Origin of the sequence: Streptomyces sp. NPDC051310 (assembly GCF_044455245.1) — a bacterium.
GTDB lineage: Bacteria > Actinomycetota > Actinomycetes > Streptomycetales > Streptomycetaceae > Streptomyces.
The window spans coordinates 65903-85063 of sequence record NZ_JBITEO010000028.1; the positions used below are offsets into that span (position 1 = coordinate 65903).

18 protein-coding genes are annotated in these 19161 nt (G+C 72.4%); 8 read left to right on the forward strand and 10 right to left on the reverse strand.

Annotation, left to right across the window (positions count from 1 at the left end; all coding sequences use genetic code 11):
• Nucleotides 1-63 precede the first annotated feature (63 nt).
• Complete coding sequence (locus tag ACIA79_RS30040; protein ID WP_399431535.1) at nt 64-1257, reverse strand: RtcB family protein; 1194 nt, start codon at nt 1255-1257, stop codon at nt 64-66.
• Between the two features lie 176 nt (nt 1258-1433).
• Here ACIA79_RS30040 and ACIA79_RS30045 point away from each other — a divergent pair, with 176 nt between their 5' ends.
• The 3 genes from ACIA79_RS30045 to ACIA79_RS30055 all read left to right on the forward strand — a co-directional run bounded on the left by ACIA79_RS30045 (nt 1434) and on the right by ACIA79_RS30055 (nt 4665).
• On the forward strand, nt 1434-2282 hold the full coding sequence (locus tag ACIA79_RS30045; protein ID WP_399431536.1) for a DUF3558 domain-containing protein: 849 nt from the start codon (nt 1434-1436) through the stop codon (nt 2280-2282).
• Nucleotides 2283-2393: 111 nt separating this feature from the next.
• Complete coding sequence (locus ACIA79_RS30050) at nt 2394-3119, forward strand: DUF3558 family protein (RefSeq protein ID WP_399431537.1); 726 nt, start codon at nt 2394-2396, stop codon at nt 3117-3119.
• A gap of 139 nt (nt 3120-3258) precedes the next feature.
• Nucleotides 3259-4665 (forward strand): DUF2637 domain-containing protein, encoded by a 1407-nt coding sequence (locus ACIA79_RS30055; protein ID WP_399431538.1) that lies wholly within the window; start codon nt 3259-3261, stop codon nt 4663-4665.
• 37 nt (nt 4666-4702) lie between these two features.
• Here the strand turns inward: ACIA79_RS30055 and ACIA79_RS30060 are convergent, their stop codons facing one another.
• Nucleotides 4703-4906 carry a hypothetical protein gene (locus ACIA79_RS30060; protein WP_399431539.1) on the reverse strand — a complete coding sequence of 68 codons (204 nt, stop codon included), beginning with the start codon at nt 4904-4906 and terminating at the stop codon, nt 4703-4705.
• 215 nt (nt 4907-5121) lie between these two features.
• The gene (gene lysS, locus ACIA79_RS30065) at nt 5122-6873 is read right to left on the reverse strand and encodes a lysine--tRNA ligase (RefSeq protein ID WP_399431540.1); all 1752 of its coding nucleotides are present in this window, start codon (nt 6871-6873) and stop codon (nt 5122-5124) included.
• Nucleotides 6874-7079: 206 nt separating this feature from the next.
• On the opposite strand from lysS, the gene argS reads away from it, so the two are divergent.
• The 5 genes from argS (at nt 7080) to ACIA79_RS30090 (ending at nt 11943) form a co-directional block, all read left to right on the forward strand.
• Nucleotides 7080-8846, forward strand: a complete 1767-nt coding sequence (gene argS, locus ACIA79_RS30070) for an arginine--tRNA ligase (RefSeq protein ID WP_399431541.1) — start codon at nt 7080-7082, stop codon at nt 8844-8846.
• A gap of 223 nt (nt 8847-9069) precedes the next feature.
• On the forward strand, nt 9070-9816 hold the full coding sequence (locus ACIA79_RS30075; RefSeq protein WP_399431542.1) for a DUF4253 domain-containing protein: 747 nt from the start codon (nt 9070-9072) through the stop codon (nt 9814-9816).
• Nucleotides 9817-9920: 104 nt separating this feature from the next.
• Complete coding sequence (locus tag ACIA79_RS30080) at nt 9921-10541, forward strand: hypothetical protein (protein WP_399431543.1); 621 nt, start codon at nt 9921-9923, stop codon at nt 10539-10541.
• 89 nt (nt 10542-10630) lie between these two features.
• On the forward strand, nt 10631-11161 hold the full coding sequence (locus ACIA79_RS30085) for a SigE family RNA polymerase sigma factor (protein ID WP_399431544.1): 531 nt from the start codon (nt 10631-10633) through the stop codon (nt 11159-11161).
• Nucleotides 11158-11943 carry a hypothetical protein gene (locus tag ACIA79_RS30090; protein ID WP_399431545.1) on the forward strand — a complete coding sequence of 262 codons (786 nt, stop codon included), beginning with the start codon at nt 11158-11160 and terminating at the stop codon, nt 11941-11943. The genes ACIA79_RS30085 and ACIA79_RS30090 overlap by 4 nt, the downstream gene beginning before the upstream one ends.
• Here the strand turns inward: ACIA79_RS30090 and hemB are convergent.
• From hemB to ACIA79_RS30125, 7 genes are all read right to left on the reverse strand, one after another.
• Nucleotides 11933-12928, reverse strand: a complete 996-nt coding sequence (gene hemB, locus ACIA79_RS30095) for a porphobilinogen synthase (protein WP_399431546.1) — start codon at nt 12926-12928, stop codon at nt 11933-11935. The two genes, ACIA79_RS30090 and hemB, sit on opposite strands and share 11 nt — an antisense overlap.
• Before the next feature lie 111 nt (nt 12929-13039).
• Nucleotides 13040-13330: a hypothetical protein gene (locus ACIA79_RS30100; RefSeq protein ID WP_399431547.1), complete on the reverse strand. Its 291-nt coding sequence runs from the start codon at nt 13328-13330 to the stop codon at nt 13040-13042.
• A gap of 445 nt (nt 13331-13775) precedes the next feature.
• Entirely contained in the window at nt 13776-15443 is a 1668-nt protein-coding gene (locus ACIA79_RS30105; protein ID WP_399431548.1) for a uroporphyrinogen-III synthase, read from the reverse strand.
• A complete protein-coding gene (gene hemC, locus ACIA79_RS30110) occupies nt 15440-16402 on the reverse strand; it encodes a hydroxymethylbilane synthase (RefSeq protein ID WP_399431549.1) in 963 nt (320 codons plus the stop codon). Before hemC ends, ACIA79_RS30105 begins: the two co-directional genes overlap by 4 nt.
• Nucleotides 16399-17754, reverse strand: a complete 1356-nt coding sequence (locus ACIA79_RS30115) for a glutamyl-tRNA reductase (RefSeq protein ID WP_399431550.1) — start codon at nt 17752-17754, stop codon at nt 16399-16401. The genes hemC and ACIA79_RS30115 overlap by 4 nt, the downstream gene beginning before the upstream one ends.
• Nucleotides 17751-18548: a redox-sensing transcriptional repressor Rex gene (locus ACIA79_RS30120; RefSeq protein WP_399431551.1), complete on the reverse strand. Its 798-nt coding sequence runs from the start codon at nt 18546-18548 to the stop codon at nt 17751-17753. Before ACIA79_RS30120 ends, ACIA79_RS30115 begins: the two co-directional genes overlap by 4 nt.
• A 274-nt stretch (nt 18549-18822) precedes the next feature.
• Nucleotides 18823-19095 (reverse strand): glutaredoxin family protein, encoded by a 273-nt coding sequence (locus ACIA79_RS30125; RefSeq protein ID WP_399431552.1) that lies wholly within the window; start codon nt 19093-19095, stop codon nt 18823-18825.
• Between the last annotated feature and the right edge of the window lie 66 nt (nt 19096-19161).

Sequence of the window (19161 nt, forward strand, 5' to 3'; positions counted from 1 at the left end):
CGGCGCCGACCCGCCGGGGCCCTGACCGTCCGTACGCGCGCGTGGTGCGCCGAGCCACGGGGCTCAGCCCTTCACGCACACCACCTGCTTGAGCTTCGCCACGACCTCGACCAGGTCGCGCTGCTGGTCGATGACCTTCTCGATCGGCTTGTACGCGCCCGGGATCTCGTCCACGACACCCGAGTCCTTGCGGCACTCCACGCCCCGCGTCTGCTCCTCCAGGTCCCGCGTCGAGAAGCGCTTCTTCGCGGCGTTCCGGCTCATCTTGCGACCGGCGCCGTGAGAGGCCGAGTTGAAGGAGGCCGCGTTCCCTAGGCCCTTGACGATGTACGAGCCGGTCCCCATGGAACCGGGGATGATCCCGAAGTCGCCCGAGCCCGCCCGGATCGCGCCTTTGCGCGTGACCAGCAGGTCCATCCCGTCGTACCGCTCCTCCGCCACGTAGTTGTGGTGGCAGGAGATGACCGGCTCGAAGGTGGGCCTGGCCTTCTTGAACTCCTTGCGGACGACGTCCTTGAAGAGCTCCATCATGATCGCGCGGTTGTACTTCGCGTACTCCTGCGCCCAGAAGAGGTCGTTGCGGTAGGCCGCCATCTGCGGGGTGTCCGCGATGAAGACGGCGAGGTCGCGGTCGACGAGCCCCTGGTTGTGCGGCAGCTTCTGCGCCTGGCCGATGTGGTGGTCGGCGAGTTCCTTGCCGATGTTCCGGGAGCCGGAGTGGAGCATCAGCCACACCGCTCCGGACTCGTCGAGGCAGAACTCGATGAAGTGGTTTCCGCTGCCGAGCGTGCCCATCTGCTTCACGGCCCGCTCCTGACGGAACTTGACCGCGTCCGCCACGCCGCCGAACCGCTTCCAGAAGTCGTCCCAGCCCGCCGTCGGGAAGCCGTGCAGCCGTCCGGGGTCGACCGCCTCGTCGTGCATGCCGCGGCCCACCGGAATGGCCTGCTCGATCCGCGAGCGCAGCCGCGACAGGTCCCCCGGCAGGTCGTTCGCGGTGAGGGAGGTCTTCACCGCCGACATGCCGCAGCCGATGTCCACGCCCACCGCGGCCGGACAGACCGCGCCCTGCATCGCAATGACCGAACCGACCGTCGCGCCCTTGCCGAAATGCACGTCGGGCATCACGGCCAGGCCCTTGATCCACGGCAGCGTCGCCACATTCCGCAGCTGCTGCATCGCGACGTCCTCGACCGTCGACGGGTCCGTCCACATCCGGATCGGGACCTTCGCCCCCGGCACCTCTACATACGACATAGTTCCTCGATCCCCCGAAAAGCATGGAAACGCAAAAACCGGCGCCAACGTCCGTATAAGCGACAACGGACCGGCATCGACGGCTGCGCGTGCGATACACATTGTGTCCACCCGCCGGCATCGGACGCCAACATGTTTTCGGTGGGCAGGCACCCGAGCGAAAGGAGCCCCGGACCGTGCAGCGAAGGGCGTACGCACCCGGCCTGGCCGCACTCCTCGCGGCGGTCACCGCCGGTGTCACCGGGCTCACCGGCTGCACCGCCGGCTCCGGCGGTGACGGCACCGCCACCGACTCCAAGGCCGGCAGCCCGGCCGAGGCCGCCGCACCCCCCGGCAAGTACCGCACGCTCCTCGAACCCTGCGGCTCCGTCCAGCGCTCCACGCTCAGGGACCTGCTCCCCGGCATCGACTACCTCCCCGAGGAGCAGCGCGAGCGCGTCTACCGCGGCACCGCCGCCGTCACGTACGACACCGACCGCCGCGCCGGCTGCAGCTGGAAGGCGGACGGGCCCGACGCCTCGCACCAGCTGACGCTCGACTTCGAACGCGTCGTCTCGTACGACCCGGCCGTCAGCGACGACGACCGCGCCCAGCAGGTCTACACGGGAAAGGAGAGCGCCGCCGGGCTGTCCGCCGGCCCGACCGCCCCGCTGCCCTCCGGCTCCCCCGCCGGCGCCCCGGCCGGCGCTTCCCCCGCCGGTGCCGCCGCGGCGGGCACCACGCCGCAGACCGCGAGCCCGGGGACGCCCGCGGCCGCCGACGGCACCACGGCGGCCCCCGAGGGCCTCGAACCCCGCCTGCTGGCCGACCTCGGCGACGCCGCGTTCCTCGACGACGTCCTCACCCGCGCCGGTTCGACCGCCCAGCGACGCACGGTCAGCGTGGTCTTCCGCACATCCAACGTGATCGTCACCGTCCGGTACGGCGAGCAGCCCGGCCGCATCACCGAGGTCCCCGACAGCAAGGAACTGCAGGAAAAGGCGCAGGGACTGGCCCGCACGCTCGCCGAGAAGTTCGACGAGTAGCCGCGCCCGCCCCGCGCGCCGCGCACCGGCAGCCCGCCCCCGGGCCCGTACCGACTCGGGCTACCGTGTCCGGACTGCCGGACGCCCGTACGACAAGCGACTGAAGGAACCATGTACCGATCAGCCCCGCGACTCACCCGCATACTCGCCTGCGCAGCCGTCCCGGTGATGCTCGTCGTCGCCGGCTGCTCGTCGGACTCCGACAGCAAGGCCGCCCCGACCAAGGACGGTTCCCCGGCCGCCGCTTCGAGCGGCGCCGCCAAGGAGTCCCCGAAGGCGGTCGCGCCGGCCACGTACGCCAAGCTCCCCGACGCGTGCAAGGCGATCGCCGCGAAGACCATCGAGGACATGGTCCCGGACGTGAAGACCAAGTCCGGTACGCCGGGGAAGTCCAGCGACATCGCCAGCCGCAGCAGCTGCTCGTGGAACGGCCTGGAGGACAAGGGCATCAAGGGCTCGAACTACCGCTGGCTGGACGTCTCCCTCCTGCGCTACGACTCCGACCCGGCGCTCGGCAGCGGCGAGGAGCGCGCCAAGGAGAGCTTCGACAAGGAGGTCGCCAAGGTCCAGGCGACCCAGGGTGCCGCCGCCGTGCGCACCTCGGTCGCCACGGGCGTCGGCGACCAGGCGACGGCCGTCAGCTACGGCCTGAAGAAGACCGGTGAGGACTTCAAGTACGCGGCGATCGTGACCCGTACCGAGAACGCCGTCATCACTCTCTCCTACAACGGTGCCGGGTACGCGGGCGCGAAGACGCCCGACCCGAACGACCTGATGGAGGACGCCGTCAAGGCGGCCAAGGAGGCCGTGGCCGCCGTCGCCACCGCCAACAAGTAACCCGGGTACGGCACGCGTGCGGCAGCCGCCACCGGCTCGTTGCGGAGTCCGGCCCTCCCCCTGAGGGCCGGACTCCGTACGTATGTGCCAGGCTGTGCCCGCCAGACTCGACAACGGGAGGGGATCGCGGGTGGCCGCGATGCAGCTGACTCGGACGCACCGACTGCTCATAGGTGTCGTCATCACCGGTGCGTTGATCATCGCCGGTATCGGCTTCGCGGGCTCCTACGCGGCGGTGCGCGAGCTCGCCGTACAGAAGGGCTTCGGCGACTTCTCGTACTTCTTCCCGATCGGCATCGACGCGGGCATCTGTGTGCTGCTCGCCCTCGACCTGCTGCTGACCTGGATGCGCATCCCCTTCCCGCTGCTGCGCCAGACGGCGTGGCTGCTGACCGCCGCCACCATCGCCTTCAACGGCGCGGCCGCCTGGCCCGACCCGCTCGGCGTCGGCATGCACGCCGTCATCCCGGTGCTGTTCGTGGTCGCCGTCGAGGCGGCGCGGCACGCGGTCGGCCGCATCGCCGACATCACGGCCGACAAGCACATGGAGGGCGTGCGCCTCACCCGCTGGCTGCTGTCACCGGTGCCCACCTTCCGGCTGTGGCGCCGGATGAAGCTGTGGGAGCTGCGCTCGTACGACCAGGTCATCAAGCTGGAGCAGGACCGGCTGATCTACCAGGCGCGGCTGCAGGCCCGGTTCGGCCGGGCGTGGCGCCGCAAGGCTCCGGTCGAGGCGCTGATGCCGCTGCGGCTGGCGAGGTACGGCGTGCCGCTCGCCGAGACGGCTCCCGCGGGCCTGGCGGCGGCGGGCATCGAGCCGGTGCTCCTGCCGCCCAGCCCGAAGCCTGACCCGGCGCCGGTCCCGCCCGCCACGGCCACCGCCGCCATGGCCGGCGCTGTCACCGCCGCCGCCGAGCTGCCGCAGGCGCCCACCCCCGCGCAGCCGCAGGCCCGCCCCCGTCCGCGGCCCGAGGAGCAGTCCGAGCCGTCCCCGCAGGCTCCGCTGCCCCAGCCGGTCCCGCAGCCGGGCCCGGCCCGGGCGCCGCAGGACGAGCTCGCCGAAGAGTTCCCGGCCCCGCACCCCGAGGACGGCGCGCCGCAGCCCGAGCCGCCGCTCCCCGCCAACCACGTCAGCCCGTGGTTCGCCGCGCCCCAGCTCCCGCCGGCCCCCTACGAGGGCACCTACGACCCCGCCTTCGACGCGCACCCCGCCGGCCCGGCCGGCCAGGTCGCGCCGGAGGACGGCGCCGCCCCCGGCGCGGTCCTCGACGAGGCCCCGTACGACGAACGGGACGGCGCCCCGGACGACGAACGGGACGCCGAGCTCGCCGGCGCGGACGCCCAGGGGTTCGCCGGCCTGGCGTACCCGGTCTTCAAGCAGTACGTCGACGAGAACAACGTCTGGCCGAGCGTGGAGGTCCTCGACATACACCTCGGCGACCGCCACGGCATCCGCCACCCGCTCAGCGCGGTGCTGCTGCGGCGCATGCTGGACGACTTCAAGAAGCGCTACAACACGGAGCTCGAAGCGGAGCACATCGCGTAGGAGTCCGTACGGGCCGGGCCGGGCCCGGGCTGGCGGCTCAGCGGGCCGCCCGCTTCTTCGCCGTCTCCCCGTACACCGCGAGCACCGCGCCGACGACGGCGATCACCGCGTATCCCGCCGTGGGGATCTCCCACCACCGGTGCAGCAGACCCCACGGCCCGTCGCCGAACGTCCGCCCGGCGACCCCGAGCGCGCCCTGGATGCCGGTGACCCAGCCGATGATTGCCACGATCTCTCTCATGGCTCCACGCTCCCGCGCCCGGCGCCCGGATACGTCGTGCCCGGGGCGGAACACGCGGTCATCCGAAGGGTGCAGCACACGCCGGAGGGCCCCCACCCCAAGGTGAGAGCCCTCCTGGTCGATGCGCCCGGGACGCCGAGCAGCGCCCGAGCCGGGCCCGCGGACGCGGAGCACCGCGGACACCGGGCACCGCGGGCGCCGAGCGCGCCGGACGCCTACGCGGCGAGCAGCTTGCGCACCCGGTCCGCGCCCACGGCCAGCAGCAGCGTGGGCAGGCGCGGGCCGGTGTCCCGGCTCACCAGCAGCCGGTACAGCAGCGCGAAGAAGTTCCGCTGGGCCACCTTGAGCTCGGGCGTCGGCTTCGCCTCCGGTTCGAGACCCGCCATCACCTTCGGCACGCCGTAGACGAGCGTGGTCAGCCCGTCCAGCGACCAGTGGCTGTCGAGGCCCTCCAGCAGCAGCCGGAGCGACTCGCGGCCCTCGTCGTCCAGGGAGCCGAGCAGCTCGGTGTCCGGCTCGGTGCGGACGATGGTGCGCTGGTCGGCCGGGACCTGGGTGGAGATCCAGTTCTCGGCGCGGTCCAGCCGCGGCCGGACCTCGTCGAGCGAGGCCAGCGGCCGCTCCGGGTCCAGCTCGCTGAGGATGCGCAGCGTCTGCTCGTCGTGCCCGGCGGTGATGTCGGCCACCGAGGCGAGCGTCCGGTACGGCAGGGGGCGCGGGGTGCGCGGCAGCTCACCGGCCGCGGTGCGCACCGCCCGGGAGTGGGCGGCGGCGTCCGCGGGCAGCACGGTGCCGTCGGCGACCTTGGCCTCCAGCTTGTCCCACTCGTCGTAGAGCCGCTGGATCTCCTGGTCGAAGGCGATCTTGAAGGACTGGTTGGGCTTGCGGCGCGCGTACAGCCAGCGCAGCAGCGGCGCCTCCATGATCTTCAGGGCGTCGGCCGGGGTCGGGACGCCTCCCTTGGAGGAGGACATCTTCGCCATGCCGGAGATGCCGACGAACGCGTACATCGGACCGATGGGCTGGACCCCGTCGAAGATCTCGCGCACGATCTGCCCGCCGACCACGAAGGACGAGCCGGGCGAGGAGTGGTCGACACCGCTGGGCTCGAAGATCACGCCTTCGTACGCCCACCGCATCGGCCAGTCGACCTTCCAGACCAGCTTGCCGCGGTTGAACTCGCTGAGCTTCACCGTCTCGGAGAAACCGCACACGCAGGTGTACGCGAGCTCGGTCGACTCGTCGTCGTACGCCGTGACCGTGGTCAGGTCGCGCTCGCACCGCGCGCAGTACGGCTTGTACGGGAAGTAGCCGCCGGCGCCGCCGGAGCCGTCGTCCTCGCTCGCCGCGCCGGAGCCCTCGGCGGCCTCCAGCTCCGCCTCGTCGACCGGCTTCTGCTGCTGCTTGACCTGCTTCTTGGGCTGGCCGGTCGCCTTGTCCTTGGTCCGGTAGCGGTCCAGGATCGCGTCGATCGCGCCGCGGTGCTTCATCGCGTGCAGGATCTGCTCGCGGTACGCGCCCGCCGTGTACTGCTGGGTCTGGCTGATGCCGTCGAACTCGACGCCCAGCTCGGCGAGCGACGCGACCATCGCGGCCTTGAAGTGCTCGGCCCAGTTCGGGTGCGGGGACCCGGCCGGCGCGGGGACCGACGTCAGCGGCTTGCCGATGTGCTCGGCCCAGGTGTCGTCGACGCCCGGGACACCGGCCGGCACCTTGCGGTACCGGTCGTAGTCGTCCCAGGAGATCAGGTGGCGGACCTCGTGGCCGCGCCGCCGGATCTCGTCGGCGACCAGGTGCGGGGTCATGACCTCGCGGAGGTTGCCCAGGTGGATGGGGCCGGACGGCGACAGGCCCGAGGCGACGACGACCGGTTTGCCAGGCGCACGTCGCTCCGACTCGGCGATGACCTCGTCCGCGAAACGGGAGACCCAGTCGGTCTCGGTGCTGCTCTGAGCCACGATCGGCACGTCCTTGGTTGCTCGGGGTTCTCGAAGGCTTGGCGTAAGCCATTCTCCCAGACGGATCCACCCGGTCCGGGGTTGTCCACAGGTCCGGCGGTTCCACCGGTTCGGGTTGTCCACAGGCCACGCCGCACCCGGCAAAGAGCTTGCGGACCCGTGGGACACTTGACAACCGGAATACCCATTCACCACCACGACAGGAACGGAAGCTCATGGCCTCGGTCCCTTCCCTCGCTTCGACCGTGCAGCAGCGCCTCGCGGACGCCCTCTCGGCAGCCCTGCCGGAGGCCGGCTCCGCCGACCCGCTGCTGCGACGAAGCGACCGGGCGGACTTCCAGGCCAACGGCATCCTCGCCCTGGCCAAGCGGCTCAAGGGCAACCCGCGCGAGCTGGCCGGCAAGGTCGTCGACGCCATCCCGGCGAACGACCTCATCGGGGACATCGAGGTCTCCGGCCCCGGCTTCCTCAACATCACCATCACCGACGAGGCGATCACCACGACCCTCGCGGCCCGCGCCGCCGACGAGCGCCTCGGCGTCCCGTACAAGGACCGCCCCGGCACGACGGTCGTCGACTACGCCCAGCCGAACGTGGCGAAGGAGATGCACGTCGGCCACCTGCGCTCCGCCGTCATCGGTGACGCCGTGGTCAAGATCCTCGAGTTCGCGGGCGAGAAGGTCGTGCGCCGCCACCACATCGGCGACTGGGGCACCCAGTTCGGCATGCTCATCCAGTACCTGATCGAGCACCCGCACGAGCTGGACCACAAGGACGCGGACGTCTCCGGCGAGGAGGCGATGTCCAACCTCAACCGGCTGTACAAGGCGGCCCGTGCACTGTTCGACTCCGACGAGGAGTTCAAGGCCCGCTCCCGCGACCGCGTGGTGGCCCTCCAGTCCGGCGACGAGGAGACCCTCGCGCTGTGGCAGCGGTTCGTCGACGAGTCGAAGATCTACTTCTACTCGGTCTTCGACAAGCTCGACATGGAGATCGCCGACCCGGACGTGGTGGGCGAGTCGGGCTACAACGACATGCTCGACGAGACGTGCCGCCTGCTGGAGGAGTCCGGCGTCGCCGTGCGCTCCGAGGGCGCCCTGTGCGTGTTCTTCGACGACGTGAAGGGCCCGGACGGCAACCCTGTCCCGCTGATCGTGAAGAAGTCCAACGGCGGGTACGGATACGCCGCCACCGACCTCTCCGCGATCCGCGACCGCGTGCAGAAGCTCGGTGCCGACTCGCTGGTGTACGTGGTGGACGCGCGCCAGTCGCTGCACTTCAAGATGGTCTTCGAGACGGCCCGCCGCGCCGGCTGGCTGAACGACCGGGTGCACGCGTACCAGCTGGCCTTCGGCACGGTCCTGGGCAAGGACGGCAAGCCGTTCAAGACCCGTGAGGGCGAGACGGTCCGGCTGGTCGACCTGCTGGACGAGGCGATCGACCGGGCCACCGCCGTGGTCCGCGAGAAGGCCGGGAAGGTCGGCCTGAGCGAGCAGGAGATCGTCGAGAACGGCCGGTACGTCGGCATCGGCGCCGTGAAGTACGCCGACCTGTCCACCTCCGCGTCCCGCGACTACAAGTTCGACCTGGACCAGATGGTGTCGCTCAACGGCGACACCTCCGTGTACCTCCAGTACGCGTACGCCCGTATCCAGTCGATCCTGCGCAAGGCGGGCGACGCGAAGCCGGCCGCGCACCCGGAGCTGCCGCTGGCCCCGGCCGAGCGCGCGCTGGGCCTGCACCTGGACCAGTTCGGCGAGGTCCTCGCCGAGGTCGCCTCCTCGTACGAGCCGCACAAGCTGGCCGCGTACCTGTACCAGCTGGCTTCGCACCTGACGACGTTCTACGACCAGTGCCAGGTGATCAGCGACGAGAACGCGCCGGAGGTCGTGGAGAACCGGCTCTTCCTCGTCGACCTGACCGCCCGCACCCTGCACCGGGGCATGGCGCTGCTCGGCATCCGTACCCCCGAGCGCCTCTGACCCCGCGTCACCCCGAGTCCGGGCCCCCGCCGCACCCGCCGTGCGACGGGGGCCCGGCCGTCTCCGGGGCACGGAACGGCGTACGGCGGCCGCCCCCAACTGCCGGACCGCCGACCGGAGATCGGCCGGAAACCCGCCGGGGATGTCAGCCCGCGATCCGCCGGGGACCGGCCGGAGCCGCGGCGTGAGCGCGTTGTCAGTGGCGCGTCCTATGGTCGGTCGCATGGTCATCAATCCGAACGCCCTGGGCCTGGAACTGCCGCCCGGCACCGTACGCGTCCAGCCGTCCTACTGGTACGCGGACGAGCACGCCACGTCCGGCACGTGGAGCCGTCTGATGCCCGCGCGCGAGGCGGCCGGGTTGCAGCCGCTGCTGCTCGCCGAACCCCACTCCCTCCACCCGAGCCAGGTGGACGACCCGGACGACCACGACGCCGCCGCGATACTGGCCGAGCTGTGGGTGGAGGTCCAGGAGGAGGACGACGACGAGGACGGCGAGGCCGCCGACGCGCTGATCGAGCCCTTCACGCGCGTGTGGCCGGGCCTCGCGCCGGCCGGCCCGCCCGGCGCGGACCCGGATGCCGTGGCCGCCCGCGTGGCCGCCGAACTGGCCGAGGGCGACGAGTGGCTGAAGGAGGCCCGCGGCGCGCTCGTCCCGGCCCGCCGCAGCGCCGACATCCTGGCCGTGCTCGGCTGGGGCGGCGCCTCCGAGCACACCGACGCGGTCCGGCTGTCGGCCGTCCTGCGCTCCTGGGAGGAGCGGTTCGGCATACGGCTGGTGGGGCTGGGCCCGGACCTGCTCGTCGTGTCCGTCGCGGCGCCGCCCCGCACCCCGGACGACGCGCTCGCGCTGGCCGCCGAGCACTACGCGTTCTGCCCCGACGCCGTGTGGCAGGACTACGACTCCCTGCGCGAGTACGCCGCCGAGGAGGTGCTGAACCGCCACCAGTGGACGTTCTGGTGGGACTGATCCGGACGCGGTGTCATCCGGAGTTGCACCAGCGGGAGTTCTGGGGAGTGGAGAGGCGCCGCTCCGTCATGTCCACGCTGCTGATCGCAAGGAGACCCGCATCCATGACCAGGATGAAGAAGTACGCGCTGGCGGTGTCCGTGACCGCCGCGCTGGTGGCGGTCCCCGCCGCCCTGCCGACCGCGGCGTTCGCGACCGCCTCCCCGGAGCCGGTGCCCGCGCCGGGTGCGACCGTCGCGGCCGCACCGGCGCAGCCGGCCACCGTGAAGGCCCCCGCGACCGCCGGAAAGACCACCGCGAAGACCCATGCCTCTCCCGTGCGCGTGGTCGCCCCGGGCGAGCGCGTCAAGGCCGCCCCCGGAGTGGAGCTGTGGCTCACCCCCGAGGGCAAGCACTGGTCCACCGGCGACGGCGGCGAGAACTTCCGCAGCGTCGTCGACGGCAACCTGGACATGTCCGCGCCGGGCGTCAGCCACCAGACCGAGGGCACGGCCAAGCGGCTGTTCCACTCCGGCGTCTGGTACGGAACCAAGGCCGCCGCCCGCGTCGTGCTCACCGACGCGGCGGGCGGGACCACCACCGCCAAGCTCGTGGAGCTCCCCGGCAAGCCCGGCTGGGGCGCCTGGTACGCCACCACGCCCGCCGCAGCGGGCGACGGCCACGGCGTCACCCTGTACGACCGCCACGGCAGGGTCCTCGCGGAGCTGCCCGGCTTCGACCGCTGACCTGCGTCGATCCGATCCGCATGCGCGGCAGGGCCCGGCACGGGGCGGGCCCTGCCGCCATCCCGCCGCCGACCGCGAGGACCGTCACCGTGCCGCACGAGAACACCTCCGACTTCGCCGAGTTCGCCACCGCGGCCTGGCCCCGTCTGGTCCGCACGGCCCACCTGCTCACCGGCGACTTCCACGAGGCCGAGGACCTGGTGCAGACCACGCTGGCCAAGGTGTACGGGCGCTGGCGGTCGGTGCCCCGCGACGAGGTCGACGCGTACGTGCGCCGCGCCCTGGTGAACAACAACCTGAGCCGGTTGCGCAGGAGACGCGTCGCGCACCTGCTGATGCCGTTCCTGCCCGAGACGGCGCACCACTCCCACGCGGGCCACGCCGACGCCGTGGAACTGCACACCGTCCTGTGGGAGGCGCTGGGGACCCTGTCCGCCCGCCAGCGCGCCGTGATGGTCCTGCGCTACTGGGAGAACCTGAACGAGCAGGACATCGCCGGCGTACTGAACTGCTCCGTCGGCACCGTCAAGACCCACGCCCGGCGCGCGCTGGAGGCCCTGCGCGCCCACGCCGCCTTCACCGGCGGCCGGCCCCACGCCTCCTCCGGAGCGAAGCGATGATCCCCGAATCCGAAGCTTGGTCCGCGGCCCCGGGCCCCGAGGGAGCCACGGCCCGTCCCGAGGAAGCCCGCCGGCTGCGCGGCGCGTTCGCGGACGCGGCCGACGGCATCACGCCCGGCCCGGTGCCCCTCGCCGCCGTCGTACGCGCGGGCCGGGCTCGCGTGCGCCGCCGCGCGGCGGGTCTGGCGGTCTGCTGCGGGCTGCTGGTGGCCTCCCTCGCCCTCGTCCTGCACCCGCTGCTCGCGCCGGAGGGGGAAGGGTCCGTGGTGACGCCCGCGTCCCCGACGGCGAGCCCGTCGCCGGCGCCGTCCCGGCCCCGGACACCGTCCACGAGCCCCGCCCCGCCAAGGGTGGTGGCCGCGGGCGAGCGTGTGAAGGCCGCCCCCGGAGTGGAGCTGTGGCTCACCCCCGAGGGCAAGCACTGGTCCACCGGCGACGGCGGCGAGAACTTCCGCAGCGTCGTCGACGGCAACCTGGACATGGCCCAGCCGGGCCTCAGCCACCAGACCGAGGGCAGCACCGACGGGCTGTTCCACTCCGGCGTCTACTACGGGACCAGGGCCGCGGGCCGCGTCGTGCTCACCGACGCGGCGGGCAGGACCACCACCGCCGACCTCGTGAAACTCCCCGGCGAGCCCGGCTGGGGCGCCTGGTACGCCACGACACCCGCCGCGGCCGGCACCGGCCACGGCGTCACCCTGTACGACCGCCACGGCAAGGCCCTCGCCGACCTGCCCGGGATCGACTCACCGGGCCCGTCCGGAGGAGGCCCTAGCGGATGAACCGCTGCGCGGCCTCGGTCGCCCAGTACGTCAGGATCATCTTCGCGCCCGCGCGCCGGATGCCGGTGAGGGTCTCCAGGATCGCCTTGTCCCGGTCGATCCAGCCCTTCTCCGCCGCCGCCTCGATCATCGCGTACTCACCGCTGATCTGGTACGCGGCGACCGGCACGTCCACCGCCTCGGCGACCTTCGCCAGCACGTCGAGGTAGGGACCGGCGGGCTTGACCATCACCATGTCGGCGCCCTCCTCCAGGTCCAGCGCCAGCTCGCGCATCGACTCGCGGAGGTTCGCCGGATCCTGCTGGTAGGTCTTGCGGTCGCCGCGCAGGGACGAGCCGACGGCCTCCCGGAAGGGCCCGTAGAAGGCGGAGGAGTACTTGGCCGTGTAGGCGAGGATGGCGACGTCCTCCTTGCCGATGGTGTCCAGCGCGTCCCGGACGACACCGACCTGACCGTCCATCATGCCGCTGGGTCCGACCACGTGGACGCCGGCGTCCGCCTGGACCTGCGCCATCTCGGCGTACCGCTCCAGGGTGGCGTCGTTGTCGACACGCCCCTCGGCGTCCAGCACCCCGCAGTGCCCGTGGTCCGTGTACTCGTCGAGACACAGGTCGGACATGATCACCAGGTCGTCGCCGACCTCGGCGCGCACATCGCGGATGGCGACCTGGAGGATGCCGTCCGGGTCGGTGCCGGCCGTGCCGAGCGCGTCCTTCTTCGACTCCTCCGGCACGCCGAAGAGCATGATCCCGGAGACTCCGGCCGCGGCCGCCTCCACGGCGGCCTTCCGCAGCGTGTCCCGCGTGTGCTGCACGACCCCCGGCATCGCGGCGATCGGCACCGGCTCGCTCACGCCCTCGCGCACGAAGGCGGGGAGGATCAGGTCGGCGGGGTGCAGACGGGTCTCCGCGACCATCCGCCGCATCACGGGAGTCGTCCGCAGCCGCCGCGGCCGCGCACCGGGGAAGGATCCGTACGAAGTCATACGCCCACGCTACGCCCGCCCCGCTCGTGCTCTTGCCGACAGCCTGCCGGAGCGCGCGTCGCCGCTTCGGCGGGCCCGGCTCAGGCCGCCGACGCCGATGGCGGACGGCAGTCACGGCAGCGTCCCGGCTCCGGGGAGCGGAACGCCCGGTCGCATGTGTCGCACGTCTGGAACGGGTGGGGCCGGGCCTCCCCGGCGCCCGTGGCGCCGCACGTCCCGTCCGGAGAGGGTGAGCCGGTCGTCGGTGCGGCGCAGGTCCACGAGGAGCTGGGCCAGGTGGTTGCCGATGACCGTGTACCGCTCCGGCTGGTGTTCCCTGATGTGGGTGACACCGGCGCGGGTGGCGCTTGCGGGAACACGGGGTCGGGGGCGCACGGCGGCGCTAGGCTTCTTCTCAGCCATGGGGGAAGACCTGGTTCTCTTCCTCGGTGGTCAGGCCCTCGCACTGGGATGCCAGTCCCGGCGGGGGCCGTCGCATGTCTGCGGTTGTCAGGGCGAGGCTGCCCGACCGAACGCCCCCGCGCCAGCGAGGTTGGGCGGATTCACTCCAGTGAGTGACGTGCGCGGGGTTTGGTTGGTTTGGAAGGTTCTTTCCCAGGGTTCTTTGGTCTTTGACCGCCCGCCGCACCGGCGCACGGAACACCGGAGCCTGAAGGTCCGGGCTTCGGTGCCGCGTTCACCGGCAGGGGGCGAGGCCGGCCGTACGTCTCGCGGGCACTGACGACACGGCAGAGGGGGGGGGGGGGGGGGGGGGGGGGGGGGGGGGGGGGGGGCGCGCGGGGCGCGCGGGGCGCCCCCCCCCCCCCCCCCCCCCCCCCCCCCCCCCCCCTCGGAGGCCCTGGGAACGTCAGGTCGTCGTACGCCGTCGCCGCGCCCCCGGCCGCCGCTCGCTCGGCCGTGTGACCGGGTCGCCGGCCTCCAGCGCCGCTTGCCGGCGCCGTACGCCGAACTCCGCGAGCGCCTCCGCCAGCTTGTGCACCGAGGGCTCCGGCGCCAGGACGTCCACCCGCAGCCCGTGCTCCTCCGCGGTCTTCGCGGTGGCGGGGCCGATGCAGGCGATCACCGTCACGTTGTGCGGCTTGCCGGCGATGCCGACCAGGTTCCGCACGGTCGACGACGACGTGAACAGCACGGCGTCGAAACCGCCGCCCTTGATCGCCTCGCGCGTCTCGGCCGGCGGCGGCGAAGCGCGCACGGTCCGGTACGCGGTCACGTCGTCGACCTCCCAGCCGAGCTCGATCAGACCCGCGACCAGCGTCTCGGTCGCGATGTCGGCGCGCGGCAGGAAGACGCGGTCGATCGGGTCGAAGACCGGATCGTACGGCGGCCAGTCCTCCAGCAGGCCCGCGGCCGACTGCTCGCCGCTGGGCACGAGGTCCGGCTTCACGCCGAACTCCACCAGCGCGTTCGCCGTCTGCTCGCCCACCGCCGCGACCTTGATCCCGGCGAAGGCACGCGCGTCGAGCCCGTACTCCTCGAACTTCTCCCGCACCGCCTTGACCGCGTTGACCGAGGTGAAGGCGATCCACTCGTACCGGCCGGTGACGAGCCCCTTGACCGCGCGCTCCATCTGCTGCGGCGTGCGCGGCGGTTCGACCGCGATGGTCGGCACCTCGCTGGGCACGGCACCGTAGGACCTGAGCTGGTCGGAGAGCGACGCCGCCTGCTCCTTGGTGCGCGGGACGAGGACCTTCCAGCCGAACAGCGGCTTGGACTCGAACCACGCGAGCTGGTCGCGCTGGGCGGCGGCGCTGCGCTCACCGACCACGGCTATGACCGGCTGGTGGCCGTCCGGGGACGGCAGCACCTTCGCCTGCTTCAGGACCTGGGCGATGGTGCCGAGCGTCGCGGTCCACGTCCGCTGCCGGGTCGTCGTCCCGGCCACGGTCACGGTCATGGGGGTGTCCGGCTTACGGCCCGCCGCCACCAGTTCACCGGCCGCCGCGGCGACCGCGTCGAGCGACGTCGACACGACCACCGTCCCGTCGCTCGACCCCACCTCCGTCCAGCACCGCTCGCTCGCGGTCCGGGCGTCGACGAAGCGCACGTCGGCGCCCTGGGCGTCGCGCAGCGGCACTCCGGCGTACGCCGGCACGCCCACCGCGGTGGCCACGCCCGGCACGACCTCGAAGGGGATGCCCTCGGCGGCGCAGGCGAGCATCTCGGCTCCCGCGTTGCCGTCGAGCCCGGGGTCGCCGCTCACCGCACGGACGACCCGCTTGCCGCCCCGCGCGGCCTCCATGACAAGATTGGACGCATCCCTCAACACGGGGACCCCGGCGGGCATTGACGCGTCGTCAACAACCGCCAGCTCAGGCGTGCTCACGCCCGCCCGGGCATGGCCGCGTACGACATCGAGCACATCCGGCTCGGCGATGAGTACGTCAGCGCCCGCCAGCGCCTCGACGGCGCGCAGTGTCAGCAGCCCCGGATCCCCGGGTCCGGCGCCCAGGAAGGTGACGTGACCGCACGCGGAGAACGCCGAGGAAACCTTGGATGCAGTGGTGGGGCTCAAAGTGCTCGCTCCCCCATAAGACCGGCCGCACCCTTGGCGAGCATCTCGGACGCGAGTTCGCGACCGAGCGCGACAGCGTCGCCGTGCGACGTGGGTACGGGACCGGTGGTGGACAACTGCACCAGCGTGGTGCCGTCGGTCGTGCCGACGACGCCCCGCAGGCGCATCTCATGAACAACCTGCCCATCGGCCAGCAGGTCGGCCAGCGCACCCACGGGTGCGGAACAGCCGGCCTCCAGGGCGGCGAGCAGGGACCGCTCGGCGGTCACGGCGGCCCGCGTGTGCGGGTCGTCGAGCTCGGCGAGCGCGGCGGCGAGGTCGGTGTTCGCCGCCGTGCACTCGATCGCCAGCGCCCCCTGACCGGGCGCGGGCAGGACCGTGTCGACCGACAGGTGGTCGGTCACTTCGTCGCCACGCCCGATGCGGTTCAGACCGGCCGCGGCGAGTACCACCGCGTCCAGCTCCCCGCTCCGCACGTAGCCGATGCGCGTGTCGACGTTCCCCCGGATCGCCACGCATTCGATCTCCAGGCCGTGGCTGCGCGCGTACGCGTTGAGCTGCGCCATGCGCCGCGGCGAACCGGTGCCCACGCGGGCTCCGGCCGGAAGCTCCTCGAACCGCAGCCCGTCCCGGGCGACCAGCACGTCGCGCGGGTCCTCGCGCCGCGGGATCGCCGCGAGCACCAGGTCGTGGGGCTGCGCGGTCGGCAGGTCCTTGAGCGAGTGCACCGCGAAGTCGACCTCGCCCGCGAGCAGCGCGTCGCGCAGCGCCGTGACGAAGACGCCGGTACCGCCGATCTGCGCCAGGTTCTCGCGGGAGGTGTCGCCGTACGTGGTGATCTCCACGAGCTCCACCTTCCGCCCGGTCAGCTGTCGCACCGCCTCCGCGACCTGCCCGGACTGGGCCATGGCGAGCTTGCTGCGCCTGGTCCCCAGCCTCAATGCCCTCTCGGTGGTCATACTCGCCCTCGGTTCTTGTGATCGGCGTCGTTCACGTCGGCCCGGCTGACGGAGGCGACCGTCCCCGGGTCGAGGTCGAAGAGTGTGCGCAGCGCGTCCGCGTAGCCGGCGCCGCCGGGCTCGCTGGCCAGCTGCTTGACCCGCACGGTGGGCGCGTGGAGCAGCTTGTCCACCACGCGCCGCACGGTCTGGGTGATCTCGGCGCGCTGCTTCTCGTCGAGACCGGGGAGCCGCCCCTCCAGCCGCGCCATCTCACCGGCGACCACGTCCGCGGCCATGGTGCGCAGGGCGACCACGGTGGGGGTGATGTGCGCGGCACGCTGGGCGGCGCCGAAGGCGGCCACCTCGTCGGCGACGATGCCGCGCACCTGGTCGACGTCGGCGGCCATCGGGGCGTCGGCGGACGCCTCGGCGAGCGACTCGATGTCGACGAGCCGGACGTTGACGAGCCGGTGCACGGCGGCGTCGATGTCGCGGGGCATGGCCAGGTCGAGCAGCGCCAGCGGCGCCGTGCGCCCGGCCATCGCCGTCTCGACGGCGGCGCCGGTGAGCACCAGCCCGGTGGCGCCGGTGCAGGAGACGACCACGTCGGCACGTGTCAGCTCGACGCCGACACCGGCCATCTCGACCGCGCGGGCGGCCACGCCCGTGCCGCCGGGCTCGGTGAGGATCTGTACGAGCCGCTCGGCGCGCTCCATCGTCCGGTTGGCGATGACGACCTCGTCGACGCCGGCCCGCGCGAGCGTGGCGGCGGCCAGCGACGACATGGAACCGGCGCCGATGACCAGCGCGCGCTTGCCCTTGGCCCAGGTGTCGACCCCGGTGCCGACGGCCAGCTGCTCCAGGCCGAAGGTGACCAGGGACTGGCCGGCCCGGTCGATGCCGGTCTCGCTGTGCGCCCGCTTGCCGACCCGCAGCGCCTGCTGGAACAGGTCGTTCAGCAGCCGTCCGGCGGTGTGCAGCTCCTGGCCGCGCGCGAGGGCGTCCTTGATCTGGCCGAGGATCTGGCCCTCGCCGACGACCATGGAGTCCAGCCCGCACGCCACCGAGAAGAGGTGGTGGACGGCCCGGTCCTCGTAGTGCACGTAGAGGTACGGGGTGAGCTCCTCCAGCCCGACCCCGCTGTGCTGCGCCAGCAGCGTGGACAGCTCGGCGACGCCCGCGTGGAACTTGTCCACGTCGGCGTACAGCTCGATGCGGTTGCAGGTGGCCAGGACCGCGGCCTCGACGGCCGGCTCGGCCGCGAGGGTGTCCTGCAGCAGCTTGCCCTGCGTGTCGGCGTCGAGGGCGGCCCGCTCCAGCACGCTCACGGGGGCGCTGCGGTGGCTGAGGCCGACGACGAGGAGGCTCATGCCGGCATCACGGCGGGCATGTCCCCGTCAGGTCCCTTACGGCCGCCGGCCGGGGCGGCGTCGCGCAGCGCGGTGCCGGCCGCACCGGAGGCCACGGGCGACGGCGCCACGACGGCCGCGGCGTCCGACTCCTCGCCCGCCTTGCGCTGCTCGTGGAAGGCGAGGATCTGCAGCTCGATCGACAGGTCGACCTTGCGCACGTCCACGCCGTCGGGCACGGACAGCACGGTCGGCGCGAAGTTCAGGATGGAGGTGACGCCGGCCGCGACGAGCCGGTCGCAGACCTGCTGGGCGGCGCCTGCGGGGGTGGCGATCACACCGATGGACACGCCGTTCTCGTCGACGATCTTCTCCAGATCGTCGATGTGCTGCACGGCGATGCCCGCCACGGGCTTGCCCACCATGGCGGGGTCGGCGTCGATCAGCGCGGCGACGCGGAAGCCACGGGAGGCGAACCCGCCGTAATTGGCGAGGGCGGCGCCGAGGTTACCGATACCGACCATGACGATCGGCCAGTCCTGGGTCAGCCCGAGCTCGCGCGAGATCTGGTAGACGAGGTACTCGACGTCGTACCCGACGCCGCGCGTCCCGTACGACCCGAGGTAGGAGAAGTCCTTGCGCAGCTTCGCGGAATTGACCCCCGCCGCCGCCGCGAGCTCCTCGGAGGAGACCGTCGGGACGGAGCGCTCCGACAGTGCGGTCAGCGCCCGCAGATACAGCGGAAGCCTGGCGACGGTGGCCTCGGGGATTCCTCGGCTACGGGTCGCCGGTCGGTGTGTTCGGCCAGTTGCCACGGTGCTCCTGCGGGATGAGCGGGGCTGCAGGCGGCCAGACGTACCGAGGCCGCCCCGTCGACAGCAGGCTATGTCTTTGTGAACGCGTGCACAAAGATGGTGTCCTATTTGTCCGGCCAAAGTGACCGGGGTCACGCAAACCGAACGCGCCGCACGGGAACCGGGGGCGGCGTCACACCGTGGGGACAACGAAGGGGGCAAAACCGTCCACACTCCTCACGACTCCGCCCCCGAAACCAAACAAAACGCACATGATGGTAACCGCCCTTTCCGGTCACCCCCGCCGCTCGAGCTCCCGCCGCAGCCGCCCGGCGTCGACCTTCCAGAAGGTGTGCTGCTCCCCGTCCACCAGCACCACCGGGATCTGCTCCCAGTAGGCGCGGTGCAGCTCCTCGTCCTGGAGGATGTCCTTCTCCTCCCACACCGCACCCGTCTCCGCGCATACCTGCTCGATCACCGCGCGCGCGTCGTCACAGAGGTGACAGCCGGGCTTCCCGATGAGCGTCACCGTGGGCGGGCCGGGCCTCTTCTTCGAACGTCCGAACATGCACCCATTCTCGCGCCCCCTTCACAGAGCCGACGCCGACAGTTCACGCCATGGCGTCACCACAAG